The sequence below is a fragment of the Streptomyces sp. NPDC047043 genome (assembly GCF_040644055.1).
Taxonomy (GTDB): domain Bacteria; phylum Actinomycetota; class Actinomycetes; order Streptomycetales; family Streptomycetaceae; genus Streptomyces.
In genome coordinates this window covers 98864-113200 of record NZ_JBEYVO010000002.1, presented here as the reverse complement: position 1 = coordinate 113200, position 14337 = coordinate 98864, and the positions used below count along the sequence as shown (strand labels likewise).

Here is a 14337-nt window from a genome sequence, read left to right as displayed (position 1 = left end):
GAGTGGTGGTGATCGCCCCCTCGCCCCACGGCCCCGGTGGTCTCATCGGGTCGCCTCCGCCTCGTCGGGTGCTGCCAGGGCGAAGGCGGTCGTGTTCACCAGTAGGTCCGCCACCTCCAGTACGTGGTGGCCCGCCATCGCCGGCAAGCAGCTCCCCCGGGCCGGTTCGATCGCTGCCGCCCACTCCGGCGGGATCGCCGGGACGCCCTGTGTCGCGCCCGCCAGTGCTCCCGCCACCGCGGCCGTCGTGTCCGCGTCGCGGCCCATGTTCACCGCCGTGAGGACGGCCTGTCGGAAGTCGCCGTCGGCCGCCGCGTATGCGCCGAAGGCCAGGGCGACCGCCTCCGGGGCCAGGTCGGTCCACGGGTAGCCGCCGATCACGACCGCCGAGCGGACCGCGCGTTCGCCGCGGTGGGCGACGGCCACGGCCCGGCGCAGGGAGCGGGCCGTCCAGGAGTCGTCCGGGACCACGGCCAGCGCGGAGGCCACCACCGCGATCGTCGGTGCGCCCGCCATCGCCGCCGCCACACCCGCCGCGACCGCCTGGCCGCCGTAGATGCCCTCGCCGTCGTGGCTCACCGAGCCGTCGATCGCCGCGAGGCGGGCCGCCTCGGCGGGGCGGCCCGCGGCGAAGACGCCGAAGGGGGCCGCGCGCATGGCGAGGCCGTCGCTCCAGGCGTGGCGGTGCTGCGCCGAGATGGGTGCCGCGAGGCCGCGGCGGAGGTTCTCGAGCGTGCCGCGCTCGCTGAAGCCGGCGCCCCGGAAGGGGCCCTCGTCACGGTCGGCGATCCACTCGTGCCAGGCCGCCTCGACATGCGCCGGGGTGAGGGCCGAGCCGTGCCGGGCCAGCAGAAGTCCGGAGAAGATCGCGTACTCCGTGTCGTCCGTGCCCGACGGCTTCTCGGTCACGTAACCGGTGATACGGCCCCAACGGGCGCGGATCTCCGACGGCTTCAGGTTCTCCGCGGGAGCCCCGAGGGCGTCCCCGACGGCCAGGCCGAGCAGCGCGCCGCGGGCCCGTTCGCGGAGTTCGGCGGCGTTCCCGGGGGACGGGACCGAGGGAATGCAGGCGATCGATGCCATACGCGGCCTCCTCCGGGGCTGCTCGCAGGGCCGCCACTGGAGGCGCGGAACCCTTTGCGGATGTGTCCCACTGGAGGTCCTCCGGAGAGCCCGGCAAGGCTCAGCGTCACCCGGTCGACATGTGTGCAGCTGCCATATCGAATGAGCGTCTGGATGTAAAAGCGCAGGTTAGCCGAGCCTTTCCTTGCTGGCGGGAGGGGAATGAGGGGCGTAGGTTTGGGGTTGTCGAAGAGTAGAACTTGTCCAAAGTTAGCTTTGGCTTAGCTTCCCTGGAGGCTCCCGCACATGGCGATCATCGAGACCGAGGCCGCGCTGCACGAGGCGCACCGCGACAACCACACGCACCGGGACGTGAACGGCGGCTGGCTGCGCCCCGCCGTCTTCGGGGCGATGGACGGGCTGGTCTCCAACCTCGCGCTGATGACCGGTGTCGCCGGTGGTGCCGTGGGGCAGCAGACCATCGTGCTGACCGGGCTCGCAGGGCTCGCCGCCGGTGCCTTCTCGATGGCGGCCGGTGAGTACACGTCGGTCGCCTCGCAGCGCGAGCTCGTCGAGGCCGAGCTGGATGTCGAGCGGGCCGAGCTGCGCAAGCATCCGGCGGACGAGGAGGCCGAGCTCGCGGCGCTCTACGAGGCCCGGGGTGTCGAGCCCGAGCTGGCGCGCGAAGTCGCCCGGCAGCTTTCGCAGGACCCCGAGCAGGCCCTGGAGATACATGCCCGCGAGGAGCTCGGCATCGACCCCGGCGATCTGCCGTCGCCGCTGGTCGCGGCCGTGTCGTCGTTCGGGTCCTTCGCGCTGGGCGCCCTGCTGCCCGTACTGCCGTATCTGCTCGGTGCGACCGTGCTGTGGCCCGCCCTGCTGCTCGCGCTCTTCGGGCTGTTCGCGTGTGGTGCGGTGGTGGCCAAGGTGACGGCGCGCAGCTGGTGGTTCAGCGGTCTGCGGCAGCTCGCTCTGGGTGGTGCGGCGGCCGGTGTGACGTACGCCCTGGGCAGCCTGTTCGGAACGGCCGTAGGATAGGGCGGCTACAAGTTATGCGTTGGGCCGCATAAGTAGCCGTTACTTGCTGGTTTCGAATGCTTAACCACCGGGCATGAGCCGTAAGCGCTGTGGGCAATGAGGCCTGCCGCGCGTCCGCGGGAAGAGCGACGCAGCCCTCCCCGTCTTCGGACCGACGGACATCGATCTGTCTAGTTCGGTCCCCATAGCTTCCACCGCAGGCGCGGTACCCGACTGCAGCCGAGCGGTGTCCGCATGTTGGAACGGAATATCCCGGTTCCCGAGAACCGCTCCATCATGTAACCTGCACGAAATTTTGCACCCAGCAGAGGGCCAACGTCGTCCCTCGGCAATATGCGCCCCCAGAGCTTCAACAGCCTGGGAGGTTGCCCCCAGCCACTTGAGACGACGACGGGAGAGCCGATGCGTACGCCGCGCCAGCCGTCCCAGCACTCCGCGAATGGCCAGAACTGGTCCTTCATGGATGCTCGCCCTGCTGCGCAGGGTATGTACGACCCCCGCAACGAACGCGACGCGTGCGGCGTCGGTTTCGTCGCCACCCTCACCGGCGAGGCGTCCCACACCCTGGTTGAACAGGCCCTGACGGTTCTGCGCAACCTCGAGCACCGCGGTGCCACCGGCTCCGAGCCCGACTCCGGCGACGGCGCCGGCATTCTCTCCCAGGTTCCCGACGCGTTCTTCCGCGAGGTGGCCGGATTCGAGCTGCCCGAGGCGGGCGGCTACGCGGTCGGTATCGCCTTCCTGCCGGAGGACGGGACCGCCGAGGCCGTCTCGCAGATCGAGACGATCGCAGCCGACGAGGGCCTCACCGTCCTCGGCTGGCGCGAGGTTCCGGTCGCGCCCGAACTGCTCGGCGCCACCGCCCGTTCGACGATGCCGGCCTTCCACCAGATCTTCGTCACGGACGGTTCGTCGAAGGACATCGTCCTCGACCGCAAGGCCTTCGCGCTGCGCAAGCGCGCCGAGCGTGAGGTCGGTGTCTACTTCCCGTCGCTCTCGGCCCGCACCATCGTCTACAAGGGCATGCTGACCACCGGTCAGCTGGAGCCCTTCTTCCCGGACCTCTCCGACCGCCGCTTCGCCTCGGCCGTCGCCCTGGTCCACTCGCGCTTCTCCACGAACACCTTCCCGTCGTGGCCGCTGGCGCACCCCTACCGCTTCGTCGCGCACAACGGTGAGATCAACACCGTCAAGGGCAACCGAAACTGGATGGCCGCCCGCGAGTCCCAGCTGGTCTCCGACCTGTTCGGTGACAGGGGCCTGGAGCGCGTCTTCCCGATCTGCACGCCGGACGCCTCCGACTCGGCGACCTTCGACGAGGTGCTCGAACTCCTGCACCTGGGCGGGCGTTCGCTGCCGCACTCCGTGCTGATGATGATCCCCGAGGCGTGGGAGAACCACGACTCCATGGACCCGGCCCGGCGCGCCTTCTACCAGTTCCACTCCACGATGATGGAGCCCTGGGACGGCCCGGCCTGTGTCACCTTCACCGACGGCAAGCAGGTCGGCGCGGTCCTCGACCGCAACGGACTGCGCCCCGGCCGCTACTGGGTCACCGACGACGGCCTCGTCGTCCTCGGCTCCGAGGTCGGCGTCCTCGACATCGACCCCTCCAAGGTCGTCCGCAAGGGCCGGCTGCAGCCGGGCCGTATGTTCCTCGTCGACACGGTCGAGCACCGCATCATCGAGGACGACGAGATCAAGGCGAGCCTCGCCGCCGAGCAGCCGTACGCCGAGTGGATCGAGGCCGGCGAGATCGAGCTGGGCGACCTGCCCGAGCGCGAGCACATCGTCCACACCCACGCCTCGGTCACCCGCCGCCAGCAGACCTTCGGTTACACCGAGGAGGAGCTGCGCGTCATCCTCGCGCCGATGGCCAAGGCCGGTGCCGAGCCGATCGGTTCGATGGGTACGGACAGCCCGATCGCCGCTCTCTCCGAGCGCCCGCGGCTGCTCTTCGACTACTTCACCCAGCTGTTCGCGCAGGTCACCAACCCGCCGCTGGACGCGATCCGCGAGGAGCTCGTGACCTCGCTGCGCTCGTCGCTGGGCCCGCAGGGCAACCTGCTCGACCCGACGGCCGCGTCCTGTCGTAGCGTCCTGCTGCCCTTCCCGGTCATCGACAACGACGAGCTGGCCAAGCTCATCCACATCAACGCCGACGGCGACATGCCCGGCTTCAAGGCCGCGACCCTCTCCGGTCTGTACCGGGTCTCCGGCGGCGGCGACTCCCTCGCCGCCCGCATCGAGGAGATCTGCGCCGAGGCCGACGCCGCCATCGACAACGGCGCCCGGCTGATCGTCCTGTCGGACCGCCACTCGGACGCCGAGCACGCGCCGATCCCGTCGCTGCTGCTCACCGCGGCCGTCCACCACCACCTCATCCGCACCAAGCAGCGCACCCACGTGGGCCTGCTGGTCGAGGCCGGCGACGTCCGCGAGGTCCACCACGTCGCGCTGCTGATCGGCTTCGGTGCCGCGGCCGTGAACCCGTACCTGGCGATGGAGTCGGTCGAGGACCTGGTCCGCGCCGGCACCTTCCTCTCGGACATCGAGGCCGAGCAGGCCATCCGCAACCTGATCTACGCCCTCGGCAAGGGCGTTCTGAAGGTCATGTCCAAGATGGGCATCTCGACCGTCGCCTCCTACCGCGGCGCCCAGGTCTTCGAGGCCGTCGGTCTCGACGACGCCTTCGTCGAGAAGTACTTCAACGGCACGGCCACCAAGATCGGCGGCGTCGGCATCGACGTCATCGCCAAGGAGGTCGCCGCCCGCCACGCCAAGGCGTACCCGGCCTCGGGCATCGCGCCCGCGCACCGTGCGCTGGAGATAGGCGGCGAGTACCAGTGGCGCCGCGAGGGCGAGCCGCACCTGTTCGACCCGGAGACGGTCTTCCGCCTGCAGCACTCCACGCGCACCGGCCGCTACGACGTCTTCAAGAAGTACACGGACCGTGTGAACGAGCAGTCCGAGCGCCTCATGACGCTGCGCGGCCTGTTCGGCTTCAAGTCGGACCGCCCCTCGATCTCCGTCGACGAGGTCGAGCCGGTCTCCGAGATCGTCAAGCGCTTCTCCACCGGCGCCATGTCGTACGGCTCCATCTCGCGCGAGGCGCACGAGACGCTGGCCATCGCCATGAACCAGCTGGGCGGCAAGTCCAACACCGGTGAGGGCGGCGAGGACCCGGACCGTCTCTACGACCCGGCCCGGCGCAGCGCGATCAAGCAGGTCGCCTCCGGCCGCTTCGGTGTGACCTCGGAGTACCTGGTCAACGCGGACGACATCCAGATCAAGATGGCCCAGGGCGCCAAGCCCGGTGAGGGCGGTCAGCTGCCCGGCCACAAGGTCTACCCGTGGGTCGCGAAGACGCGTCACTCGACGCCGGGCGTGGGCCTCATCTCCCCGCCGCCGCACCACGACATCTACTCCATCGAGGACCTGGCCCAGCTGATCCACGACCTGAAGAACGCGAACCCGCAGGCGCGGATTCACGTCAAGCTGGTCTCCGAGGTCGGCGTCGGCACGGTCGCCGCGGGTGTGTCCAAGGCGCACGCGGACGTCGTGCTCATCTCGGGTCACGACGGAGGTACGGGTGCGTCGCCGCTGACGTCACTCAAGCACGCCGGTGGTCCCTGGGAGCTCGGTCTCGCCGAGACCCAGCAGACCCTGCTGCTCAACGGCCTGCGCGACCGCATCGTCGTCCAGACCGACGGCCAGCTGAAGACCGGCCGTGACGTCGTCATCGCCGCGCTGCTCGGCGCCGAGGAGTTCGGTTTCGCGACCGCGCCGCTCGTCGTCTCCGGCTGCATCATGATGCGCGTCTGCCACCTGGACACCTGCCCGGTCGGCATCGCCACCCAGAACCCGACCCTGCGCGACCGCTTCTCCGGCAAGGCCGAGTACGTCGTCAACTTCTTCCAGTACATCGCCGAAGAGGTCCGCGAGATCCTCGCCGAGCTGGGCTTCCGCTCCATCGAGGAGGCCGTCGGCCACGCCGAGGCGCTCGACGTGACCCGCGCGGTCGACCACTGGAAGGCGCAGGGCCTGGACCTCGAGCCGCTGTTCCACGTGCCCGAGCTGGCCGAGGGCGCGGTGCGCCACCAGATCATCGAGCAGGACCACGGCCTGGAGAAGGCGCTCGACAACGAGCTGATCAAGCTCGCCGCCGACGCCCTGGCCGCGTCCAGCGCCACCGACGCCCAGCCGGTGCGCGCCCAGGTCGCCATCCGCAACATCAACCGCACGGTCGGTACCATGCTCGGCCACGAGGTGACGAAGAAGTTCGGCGGTGCGGGCCTGCCCGACGACACCATCGACATCACCTTCACCGGCTCCGCGGGCCAGTCCTTCGGCGCCTTCCTCCCGCGCGGTGTCACGCTGCGCCTGGAGGGCGACGCCAACGACTACGTCGGCAAGGGCCTCTCTGGTGGCCGCGTCGTCGTCCGTCCGGACCGGGGCGCCGACCACCTCGCCGAGTTCTCGACGATCGCGGGCAACACCATCGCGTACGGCGCGACCGGCGGCGAGCTGTTCCTGCGCGGTCGTACGGGCGAGCGGTTCTGTGTCCGCAACTCCGGAGCGACGGTCGTCTCCGAGGGCGTGGGCGACCACGGCTGCGAGTACATGACCGGTGGCCGCGCGGTGGTCCTCGGCGAGACGGGCCGCAACTTCGCGGCCGGTATGTCGGGCGGTATCGCGTACGTCGTCGACCTGAACATCGACAACGTCAACGTCGGCAACGTCAGCGCCGTGGAGGCCCTCGACGACACCGACAAGCAGTGGCTGCACGACGTCGTGCGCCGGCACCAGGAGGAGACGGGCTCCACGGTCGCCGAGAAGCTGCTCGCCGAGTGGGACACCGCGGTCGAGCGCTTCAGCAAGATCATCCCCAGCACGTACAAGGCAGTGCTCGCCGCCAAGGACGCCGCCGAGCAGGCGGGACTCTCCGAGTCCGAGATCACCGAGAAGATGATGGAGGCGGCGATCAATGGCTGACCCGAAGGGCTTTCTGAACCACGGCCGCGAGGTCGCCAAGTCCCGTCCCGTCGAGGAGCGCCTGAAGGACTGGAACGAGGTCTACGTCCCCGGCTCCCTGCTGCCGATCATCAGCAAGCAGGCCAGCCGCTGCATGGACTGCGGCATCCCGTTCTGTCACAACGGCTGTCCGCTCGGAAACCTGATCCCCGAGTGGAACGACTACGCCTACCGCGAGGACTGGGCCGCCGCCTCGGAGCGTCTGCACGCGACCAACAACTTCCCGGAGTTCACCGGTCGCCTCTGCCCGGCCCCCTGCGAGTCGGCCTGTGTGCTGGGCATCAACCAGCCCGCGGTGACCATCAAGAACGTCGAGGTCTCGATCATCGACAAGGCGTGGGACAGCGGTGACGTCGCACCGCAGGCCCCGGAGCGCCTGTCCGGCAAGACCGTCGCGGTGATCGGCTCGGGCCCGGCGGGCCTGGCCGCCGCCCAGCAGCTCACGCGGGCCGGTCACACCGTCGCCGTCTACGAGCGCGCGGACCGCATCGGAGGCCTTCTCCGGTACGGCATCCCCGAGTTCAAGATGGAGAAGCGGCACATCAACCGCCGTATCGAGCAGATGCGCGCGGAGGGCACCCGCTTCCGTACCGGCATCGAGATCGGCCGCGACCTCAAGGCGACCGACCTCAAGAAGCGGTACGACGCCGTCGTCATCGCCGCCGGTGCGACGACCGCGCGTGACCTGCCGGTGCCGGGCCGCGAGCTCAAGGGCATCTACCAGGCCATGGAGTACCTGCCCCTGTCGAACAAGGTCCAGGAGGGCGACTACGTGGTCTCGCCCGTCTCGGCCGAGGGCAAGCACGTCGTGGTCATCGGCGGCGGCGACACCGGCGCGGACTGCGTGGGCACCGCGCACCGCCAGGGCGCGGCCTCGGTCACGCAGCTGGAGATCATGCCGCGGCCGGGCGAGGAGCGGAACCCGGGCCAGCCCTGGCCGACGTTCCCGATGCTCTACAAGGTCACGTCCGCGCACGAGGAGGGCGGCGAGCGGGTCTACTCCGTCTCGACGACCCACTTCGAGGGCGACGAGGACGGCAACGTCCAGTGGCTGCACCTGGTCGAGGTCGAGTTCGTCGACGGCAAGCTGACCCAGAAGCCGGGCACGGAGCGCAAGATCCCCGCCCAGCTGGTGACGCTGGCGATGGGCTTCACGGGCACCGACCGCGAGAACGGGCTGGTCGAGCAGTTCGGCCTGGACCTCGACGAGCGCGGCAACATCGCCCGCGACGCCGACTTCCAGACCAATGTCCCCGGCGTCTTCGTCGCCGGCGACGCGGGCCGCGGCCAGTCCCTCATCGTCTGGGCGATCGCCGAGGGCCGCTCGGCCGCCCGCGGCACCGACCGCTTCCTGACCGGAGCCAGCGACCTGCCGGCCCCGATCCGGCCGACGGACCGCTCGCTGATGGTCTGATCACGGCCCAACAGACGTCCCGTACAAAGGCGTACGGAACACAGACGGCGCCTGCCCTTCCAGTCCCCGACCGGACGAGGGGCAGGCGCCGCCGCCTTTTCAGCGCGAACTCGCCGCCGGGCCTGGGTTCCCGCCCGCCGTGTACTTCGTCCTCCCGGTCGCCAGAAAGCGTTGGCCGCCAGGACAAACCGGTTGGCGGGAGGACATCAAGGGCGTCCGCGTGCCGAACAGTGGGGTGCCGGTCAGGCGACCTTGTACGTCTCGCCGTACACCTTCCACACCAGCGGTGTCTTCAGGCTCAGGTTCCCGTCGTACAGGAACTGCCGCTGGGCCGTGTCGATGCGGGTGGTGTCGATGTCGGCGCGCTTGGTCTTCATGGCCTTTTGGCGGACGTCCAGGAAGATGTCGAGGTACGACTGCTCCGAGCCGCCCTCCGACGGGGTGTCCGCCTCCCGCATCGCACGCTCGCGCAGGCCGTAGAAGCTGGTCGGGCCGGTACCGGGGCCGTGGAAGACCATGGCGTCGTAGTAGATGAACTGGCCGAGCGTGCCGAGGCCGTCGAGCTTGGCGAGGCGGACGGCCGGGTCGAAGTAGACGCGGTCGCGCTCGCTGTCCTGGGCCTTGCGGAAGGCGGGCAGCTTCGCCTCCGCCTTCCAGGCCGTGGTGAAGCCGGGGTCCAGGCCTTTGTGGGAGTCCGTGCCGTCGACCTTGTGCAGGGCGGGGAGGTACTTCGCCAGTCCGTTGTCCGGGTGGGCCTTGGTGTAGCGCTCGACCAGGGTGAGCAGGTCGTGGGTGCCGGTGCAGAAGCCGACGGTGCCGGCCGTGTAGCCCTGGCCGTCGCCTATGTCCTCGATGTAGCCGTAGGCGCTGCGCCAGTTCAGGGTCGAGTTCTCGGCGCTGGCCACGAGCTCCTGCGCCAGTTCCTTCTTGGCGGGCGCGGCGAGGCCCGGCGGCAGGTCTGCGATCACCTCGTCGTCCTGCGCCTGCTCCTGCTCGGCCCGGGCCTTGGCGTCCTGGCGCGCCTGCTCGGCCGCGGACCTGGGGGCCTTGGCGGCGCCGTCGTCCGAGTCCGCGGGCGTGAGGAAGTACACCGTCGCCGTGACGACGACCGGGACTGCCGCGAACAGGAGGAGACCAGCACGTTTCATGCGGGAGAGAGTACGGCCAGGCGATTCCCGGCCGAATCCCGGGCCGCTCAGGCTGTCAGTTCCGTGACCTTCGCGATCGTCAGGATCACCAGCAGGGCCAGCAGGGCCACGCATGCGCCCGCCTGGACGAGGTTGCGGCGGCTGTCGCGCGGAGCGTACGCGTACGCCAGGGTCACCACACCGCCCGCAAGCAGCCCGCCGAGATGGCCCTGCCAGGACGTCAGGCCCGCGGAGATCAGCAGCCACAGCAGCAGGCCCGCCACGAAACGGTTGACGGTGCTCATGTCGGCGCCGAGGCGGCGGGCCATGACGTAGTACGCGGCGCCGAGCCCGAAGATCGCACCGGACGCGCCGAGCGTGGGGGTGTCGGGCGCGATCAGCAGGACCAGGACCGAGCCGCCGAACGCCGAGAGGAGATACAGGGTGACGTAGCGGATCCGGCCGAGCTGGGACTCGACCACCCGGCCGATGTTCCACAGCGACACCATGTTCATCACGATGTGCAGGATCCCGAACGACCCCCCGGTGGGCGGCAGATGCAGGAAGGCGCCGGTCAGCAGGCGGTACCACTCACCGCCGACGACACCTTCGAGGTGGTAGTCCGAGGGGTAGTTGGCCAGCCACATGTAATGGCCGCCGTCGGGCCCCAGCAGCCCGCGGCCCAGCATCTCGAAGCGGTCCACGATCGACGGCCGCACCAGCTCGCCCAGGTAGGCGAGCACGTTGAGGCCTATCAGTACGTACGTCACCAGCGGCGCCGTCGTGATCCGGCCGCCGAACGCGGTGCGCGCCTGCCGTACCGACCGGGCGCCCTCCTTCACACACTCCGGGCACTGGTGGCCGACGGCCGCCTCGCGCATGCAGTCGGGGCAGATGTACCGGTCGCAGCGGGTGCAGCGGACGTGCGACTCCACCTTGGGGTGGCGATAGCAGGTGGTGACGGCGGACTCGGGTTCCACTGCCGGCTCCTCGGTAGGGGGTGGGACGGGCGGTGAGCCGGTGGGGACGGCGGCGATCAAAATAGCCAACGCCTGCGCACGGTGGGAGTGGTGGGGTCGGTGTGACGTAACCTCTGCACGGACGAAGGGGGGAGCATGGCCGCGATCAGTCTCCGCAAGGTCGAGGAGACCGCGCCCGCGCTGGTCAGCCTGTACAAGAGCGCCGGGGTGTCGCTCGAGAAGCACGGGCTGGACGGGCTGCGGGCCGCGGTGTATCTCGTCGTCGACTACTCCGGGTCGATGAAGCCGTACTACCAGGACGGCAGTGTGCAGGCGCTCGCCGACCGGGTGCTCGGGCTGTCCGCGCACCTCGACGACGACGGACGCGTGCCGGTCGTCTTCTTCTCGACCGACGTCGACGCCGAGACCGACATCGCACTCGCCGACCACCAGGGCCGAGTCCAGAAGATCGTGGCCGCGCTCGGGCACATGGGCAAGACCAGCTACCACCTGGCGATGGACGCGGTCATCGACCACTACCTCGACAGCGGATCCACGGCGCCCGCCCTCGTCGTCTTCCAGACCGACGGCGGCCCGATCAACAAGCTCGCCGCAGAACGCTATCTGTGCAAGGCGGCGAAGCTGCCGCTGTTCTGGCAGTTCGTGGGCTTCGGGAACCCGGGCAGCAAGCAGTTCGACTTCCTGCGCAAACTCGACGAGCTGGCGGTGCCCGCCAGGCGCGTCGTGGACAACGCCGGGTTCTTCCACGCCGGCGAGGATCCGGGGAAGGTCTCGGACGCGGAGCTGTACGACCGGCTGGTCGAGGAGTTCCCGAGATGGCTGGTCGCCGCGCGAGCGCAGGGCATCGTACGGGCCTGACTCACCCGCCCGGCCGTCCGCACCGTTGGCTTGGCCCGGCCGTCGTGTCACCCTGAGGATGATCCGACGGGGAGGCGACGAACCTATGGACGGCGCACGAACGGGGAAGACGGCGGGCTCCACCCGCAGGGAGCCGGCCAGCAAGGGCGAGAAGGTCGCGGACTGGGCCGACGGGCGGCTGGGGCTCTATGGGCTGGCCAAGGCCAACATGCGCAAGGTCTTCCCGGACCACTGGTCCTTCATGCTGGGGGAGATCTGCCTCTACAGCTTCCTCATCCTGATCCTCACCGGCATCTATCTCACCCTGTTCTTCGAGCCGAGCGGCGTCGAGGTGATCTACCACGGCTCGTACGTCCCGCTCAACGGCGTCCCGATGACCCGGGCCTACGAGTCCACGCTCGACATCAGCTTCGACGTGCGCGGGGGGCTGCTGATCCGGCAGATCCACCACTGGGCCGCGCTGGTCTTCGTCACCGGCATGCTGGTGCACATGATGCGGGTGTTCTTCACCGGCGCCTTCCGCAAGCCGCGCGAGCTGAACTGGCTGTTCGGCTGGACCCTGCTGATGCTCGGCATCATCACCGGCCTGACCGGCTACTCGCTCCCCGACGACCTGCTGTCCGGCACCGGCATCCGCTTCGCCGACGGCGCGATCCTGTCCGTCCCGATCGTCGGGACGTATCTGTCCTTCTTCCTCTTCGGCGGGGAGTTCCCGGGGCACGACATCATCCCGCGGCTCTTCCCGATCCACGTCCTGCTGCTGCCCGGGATCATGCTGGGCCTGGTCGTCGCCCATCTGATCCTGGTCTTCTACCACAAGCACACCCAGTACCCGGGGCCCGGCCGGGACCAGAAGAGCGTCGTCGGCATGCCCTTCCTGCCGGTCTACATGGCCAAGGCGGGCGGCTTCTTCTTCCTCGTCTTCGGCGTCCTGGCGATCATGGGCGGCATCGCGAGCATCAACCCGGTGTGGGCCTTCGGGCCGTACCGCCCGGACCTGGTGACCACCGGCGCGCAGCCCGACTGGTACCTCGGCTTCTCCGAGGGACTGATCCGGGTGATGCCGGGATGGGAGATCAACCTCTGGGGCCACACCCTGGAGCTGGGCGTCTTCATCCCCTTCTCGCTGTTCCCGCTGATCCTGCTCGCCCTCGGCCTGTACCCCTTCGTCGAGGCATGGATCACCGGCGACAAACGCGAGCACCACATCCTGGACCGGCCGCGCAACGTGCCCGTCCGCACCGGTCTGGGCGTGGCCTGGCTGAGCCTGTACGCGGTGCTGCTGATCGGCGGTGGCAACGACATCGTCGCCACCCATCTGCACCTTTCCATCAACGCGATCACCTGGTTCGTGCGGATCTCCGTCTTCGTGGTGCCGGTGGCCGCCTTCCTCATCACGAAACGGGTCTGCATGGGCCTGCAGCGCCGGGACCGGGACAAGGTGCTGCACGGCAGGGAGACCGGCACCATCAGGCGGCTGCCGCACGGTGAGTTCGTCGAGGTGCACGAGCCCCTCCCGCAGGACGCGCTGTTCACCCTCACCCAGCACGAGCAGAACCCGCCGTACGAGATCGGACCGCTCGTCGACGCGAACGGTGTGCGCCGGCCGGTCAAGGCCGGACAGCGGATGCGGGCCCGCCTCGCGCGGGTGATGTTCGGGTCCGACTCACAGATCGCGAAGCCGACGGTGGAGGAGTACCGGGAGCTCACCAGCGGCGATCATCACCACTGACCACCGGCCCCGACGACCAGGGCCCGGCACTCCCGCGGCCCGCCCCATGCGGTGCGCAGGGCGCGGGCCTTGGTCAGCCACAGGGACAGGTCGTACTCCGCGGTGTAGCCGATCGCGCCGTGCAGCTGCAGCGCCGTACGGGCGGTGGCGTACGCCGCCTCGCACGCGGTGACCTTGGCGGCGGCGACGTCGGCGGGCGCCAGGCTCAGCGCGGCACCGAACAGCAGGGGGCGCGCGAACTCCAACGCGATCTTCACGTCGGCCAGTTGATGCTTGACGGCTTGGAAGGAGCCGATGGGCACGCCGAACTGGCTGCGCTGCTTGACGTACGCGACGGTCCGGTCGAGCAGGGCGAGGCCGACACCGAGGGACTGGGCTGCGGTGGCGAGACGGGCGTGGGCGAGGGCACGGGTGGCGGCTTCGGCGACCTGGGGACCGGCGGCGAGGAGTTCACCGCCGGACGGGGCGGGGAAGAGACGGCGGGCGGGGTCGAGGGAGGGACGGGGACCGCGGGGAGTGGGGCGGGCGTCGTCCGGTGGCGGGGTGAGATGGGAGGAGGGGGCGTCTTCCGGTGACGTCGGAGCGAGGCGCAGTTCGGTGTTCGTCCGCGACAGCGTCAGGCGTACGTCCGCGACGTCCGCGTCCAGTGCGTACGGCCCCGTCGCCAGCGTGGCCGTCGACTCGCCGGTGGCCAGCGCGGGCAGCAGGCGTTTGGCCGGGCCCGGGTCGTCCAGGCCGGCGAGCACCGTCGCCGCGGCGACCGTCTCCACCAGTGGTCCCGGCACCGCATGCCGTCCCAACTCGACGAACGCGACGGTGAGTTCGACGGGCCGGACGCCCAGCCCGCCGTACTCCTCGGGAACCGCCAGTGCGAACAGGCCCGCCTCGGCGATACGGGACCACAGGGCCCGGCCGCCCGCATGCTCGCCCCGGCTCCAGTCCCGTACGACCGAAGGCGTGTCGGCCGCTGTCAGCATCGCGCCCAACGAGTCCGCGAACGCGCGCTGTTCGGTATCGAGGAGGAAGCGCATCAGCGGCCTCCCTTCGCAGCCCTCGGCATTCCTTCGGACATCGACGACGCCCCTTGCATGC

The 14337-nt window shown here is 69.8% G+C and carries 9 protein-coding genes; 5 read left to right on the top strand and 4 right to left on the bottom strand.

Features of this window, described 5'->3' with window-relative positions; all coding sequences use genetic code 11:
• Positions 1–42 precede the first annotated feature (42 nt).
• Positions 43–1083 (bottom strand): ADP-ribosylglycohydrolase family protein, encoded by a 1041-nt coding sequence (locus tag ABZ880_RS03570; protein ID WP_361256199.1) that lies wholly within the window; start codon positions 1081–1083, stop codon positions 43–45.
• 285 nt (positions 1084–1368) lie between these two features.
• Here ABZ880_RS03570 and ABZ880_RS03565 point away from each other — a divergent pair, with 285 nt between their 5' ends.
• The 3 genes from ABZ880_RS03565 to ABZ880_RS03555 all read left to right on the top strand — a co-directional run bounded on the left by ABZ880_RS03565 (position 1369) and on the right by ABZ880_RS03555 (position 8548).
• Positions 1369–2100 carry a VIT1/CCC1 transporter family protein gene (locus ABZ880_RS03565; RefSeq protein ID WP_361256196.1) on the top strand — a complete coding sequence of 244 codons (732 nt, stop codon included), beginning with the start codon at positions 1369–1371 and terminating at the stop codon, positions 2098–2100.
• A 402-nt stretch (positions 2101–2502) separates the two neighbouring features.
• Entirely contained in the window at positions 2503–7095 is a 4593-nt protein-coding gene (gltB, locus tag ABZ880_RS03560) for a glutamate synthase large subunit (RefSeq protein WP_361256193.1), read from the top strand.
• The gene (locus ABZ880_RS03555) at positions 7088–8548 is read left to right on the top strand and encodes a glutamate synthase subunit beta (RefSeq protein ID WP_361256190.1); all 1461 of its coding nucleotides are present in this window, start codon (positions 7088–7090) and stop codon (positions 8546–8548) included. The genes gltB and ABZ880_RS03555 overlap by 8 nt, the downstream gene beginning before the upstream one ends.
• Before the next feature lie 242 nt (positions 8549–8790).
• On the opposite strand, the gene ABZ880_RS03550 is transcribed toward ABZ880_RS03555, so the two are convergent.
• Both ABZ880_RS03550 and ABZ880_RS03545 read right to left on the bottom strand, forming a co-directional pair.
• Entirely contained in the window at positions 8791–9696 is a 906-nt protein-coding gene (locus tag ABZ880_RS03550) for a chitosanase (RefSeq protein WP_361256187.1), read from the bottom strand.
• 47 nt (positions 9697–9743) lie between these two features.
• Positions 9744–10655, bottom strand: a complete 912-nt coding sequence (locus ABZ880_RS03545; RefSeq protein ID WP_361256184.1) for a rhomboid family intramembrane serine protease — start codon at positions 10653–10655, stop codon at positions 9744–9746.
• A gap of 135 nt (positions 10656–10790) precedes the next feature.
• Between ABZ880_RS03545 and ABZ880_RS03540 the strand changes: the two genes are divergently transcribed.
• On the top strand, positions 10791–11513 hold the full coding sequence (locus tag ABZ880_RS03540) for a VWA domain-containing protein (protein ID WP_361256181.1): 723 nt from the start codon (positions 10791–10793) through the stop codon (positions 11511–11513).
• Positions 11514–11598: 85 nt separating this feature from the next.
• Entirely contained in the window at positions 11599–13245 is a 1647-nt protein-coding gene (locus ABZ880_RS03535) for a cytochrome bc complex cytochrome b subunit (RefSeq protein WP_361256178.1), read from the top strand.
• On the opposite strand, the gene ABZ880_RS03530 is transcribed toward ABZ880_RS03535, so the two are convergent.
• Positions 13236–14276, bottom strand: coding sequence for an acyl-CoA dehydrogenase family protein (locus tag ABZ880_RS03530; protein ID WP_361256175.1), 1041 nt, complete (start codon positions 14274–14276; stop codon positions 13236–13238). The genes ABZ880_RS03535 and ABZ880_RS03530 overlap by 10 nt on opposite strands.
• Between the last annotated feature and the right edge of the window lie 61 nt (positions 14277–14337).

Bases quoted from the DNA above. Each gene is read 5' to 3' on its own strand.
- ABZ880_RS03565 (WP_361256196.1), top strand. From the start codon at position 1,369: ATGGCGATCATCGAGACCGAGGCCGCGCTGCACGAGGCGCACCGCGAC.
- ABZ880_RS03570 (WP_361256199.1), bottom strand. From the start codon at position 1,083: ATGGCATCGATCGCCTGCATTCCCTCGGTCCCGTCCCCCGGGAACGCC.
- ABZ880_RS03535 (WP_361256178.1), top strand. From the start codon at position 11,599: ATGGACGGCGCACGAACGGGGAAGACGGCGGGCTCCACCCGCAGGGAG.
- ABZ880_RS03550 (WP_361256187.1), bottom strand. From the start codon at position 9,696: ATGAAACGTGCTGGTCTCCTCCTGTTCGCGGCAGTCCCGGTCGTCGTC.
- ABZ880_RS03540 (WP_361256181.1), top strand. From the start codon at position 10,791: ATGGCCGCGATCAGTCTCCGCAAGGTCGAGGAGACCGCGCCCGCGCTG.
- ABZ880_RS03530 (WP_361256175.1), bottom strand. From the start codon at position 14,276: ATGCGCTTCCTCCTCGATACCGAACAGCGCGCGTTCGCGGACTCGTTG.
- ABZ880_RS03555 (WP_361256190.1), top strand. From the start codon at position 7,088: ATGGCTGACCCGAAGGGCTTTCTGAACCACGGCCGCGAGGTCGCCAAG.
- gltB (WP_361256193.1), top strand. From the start codon at position 2,503: ATGCGTACGCCGCGCCAGCCGTCCCAGCACTCCGCGAATGGCCAGAAC.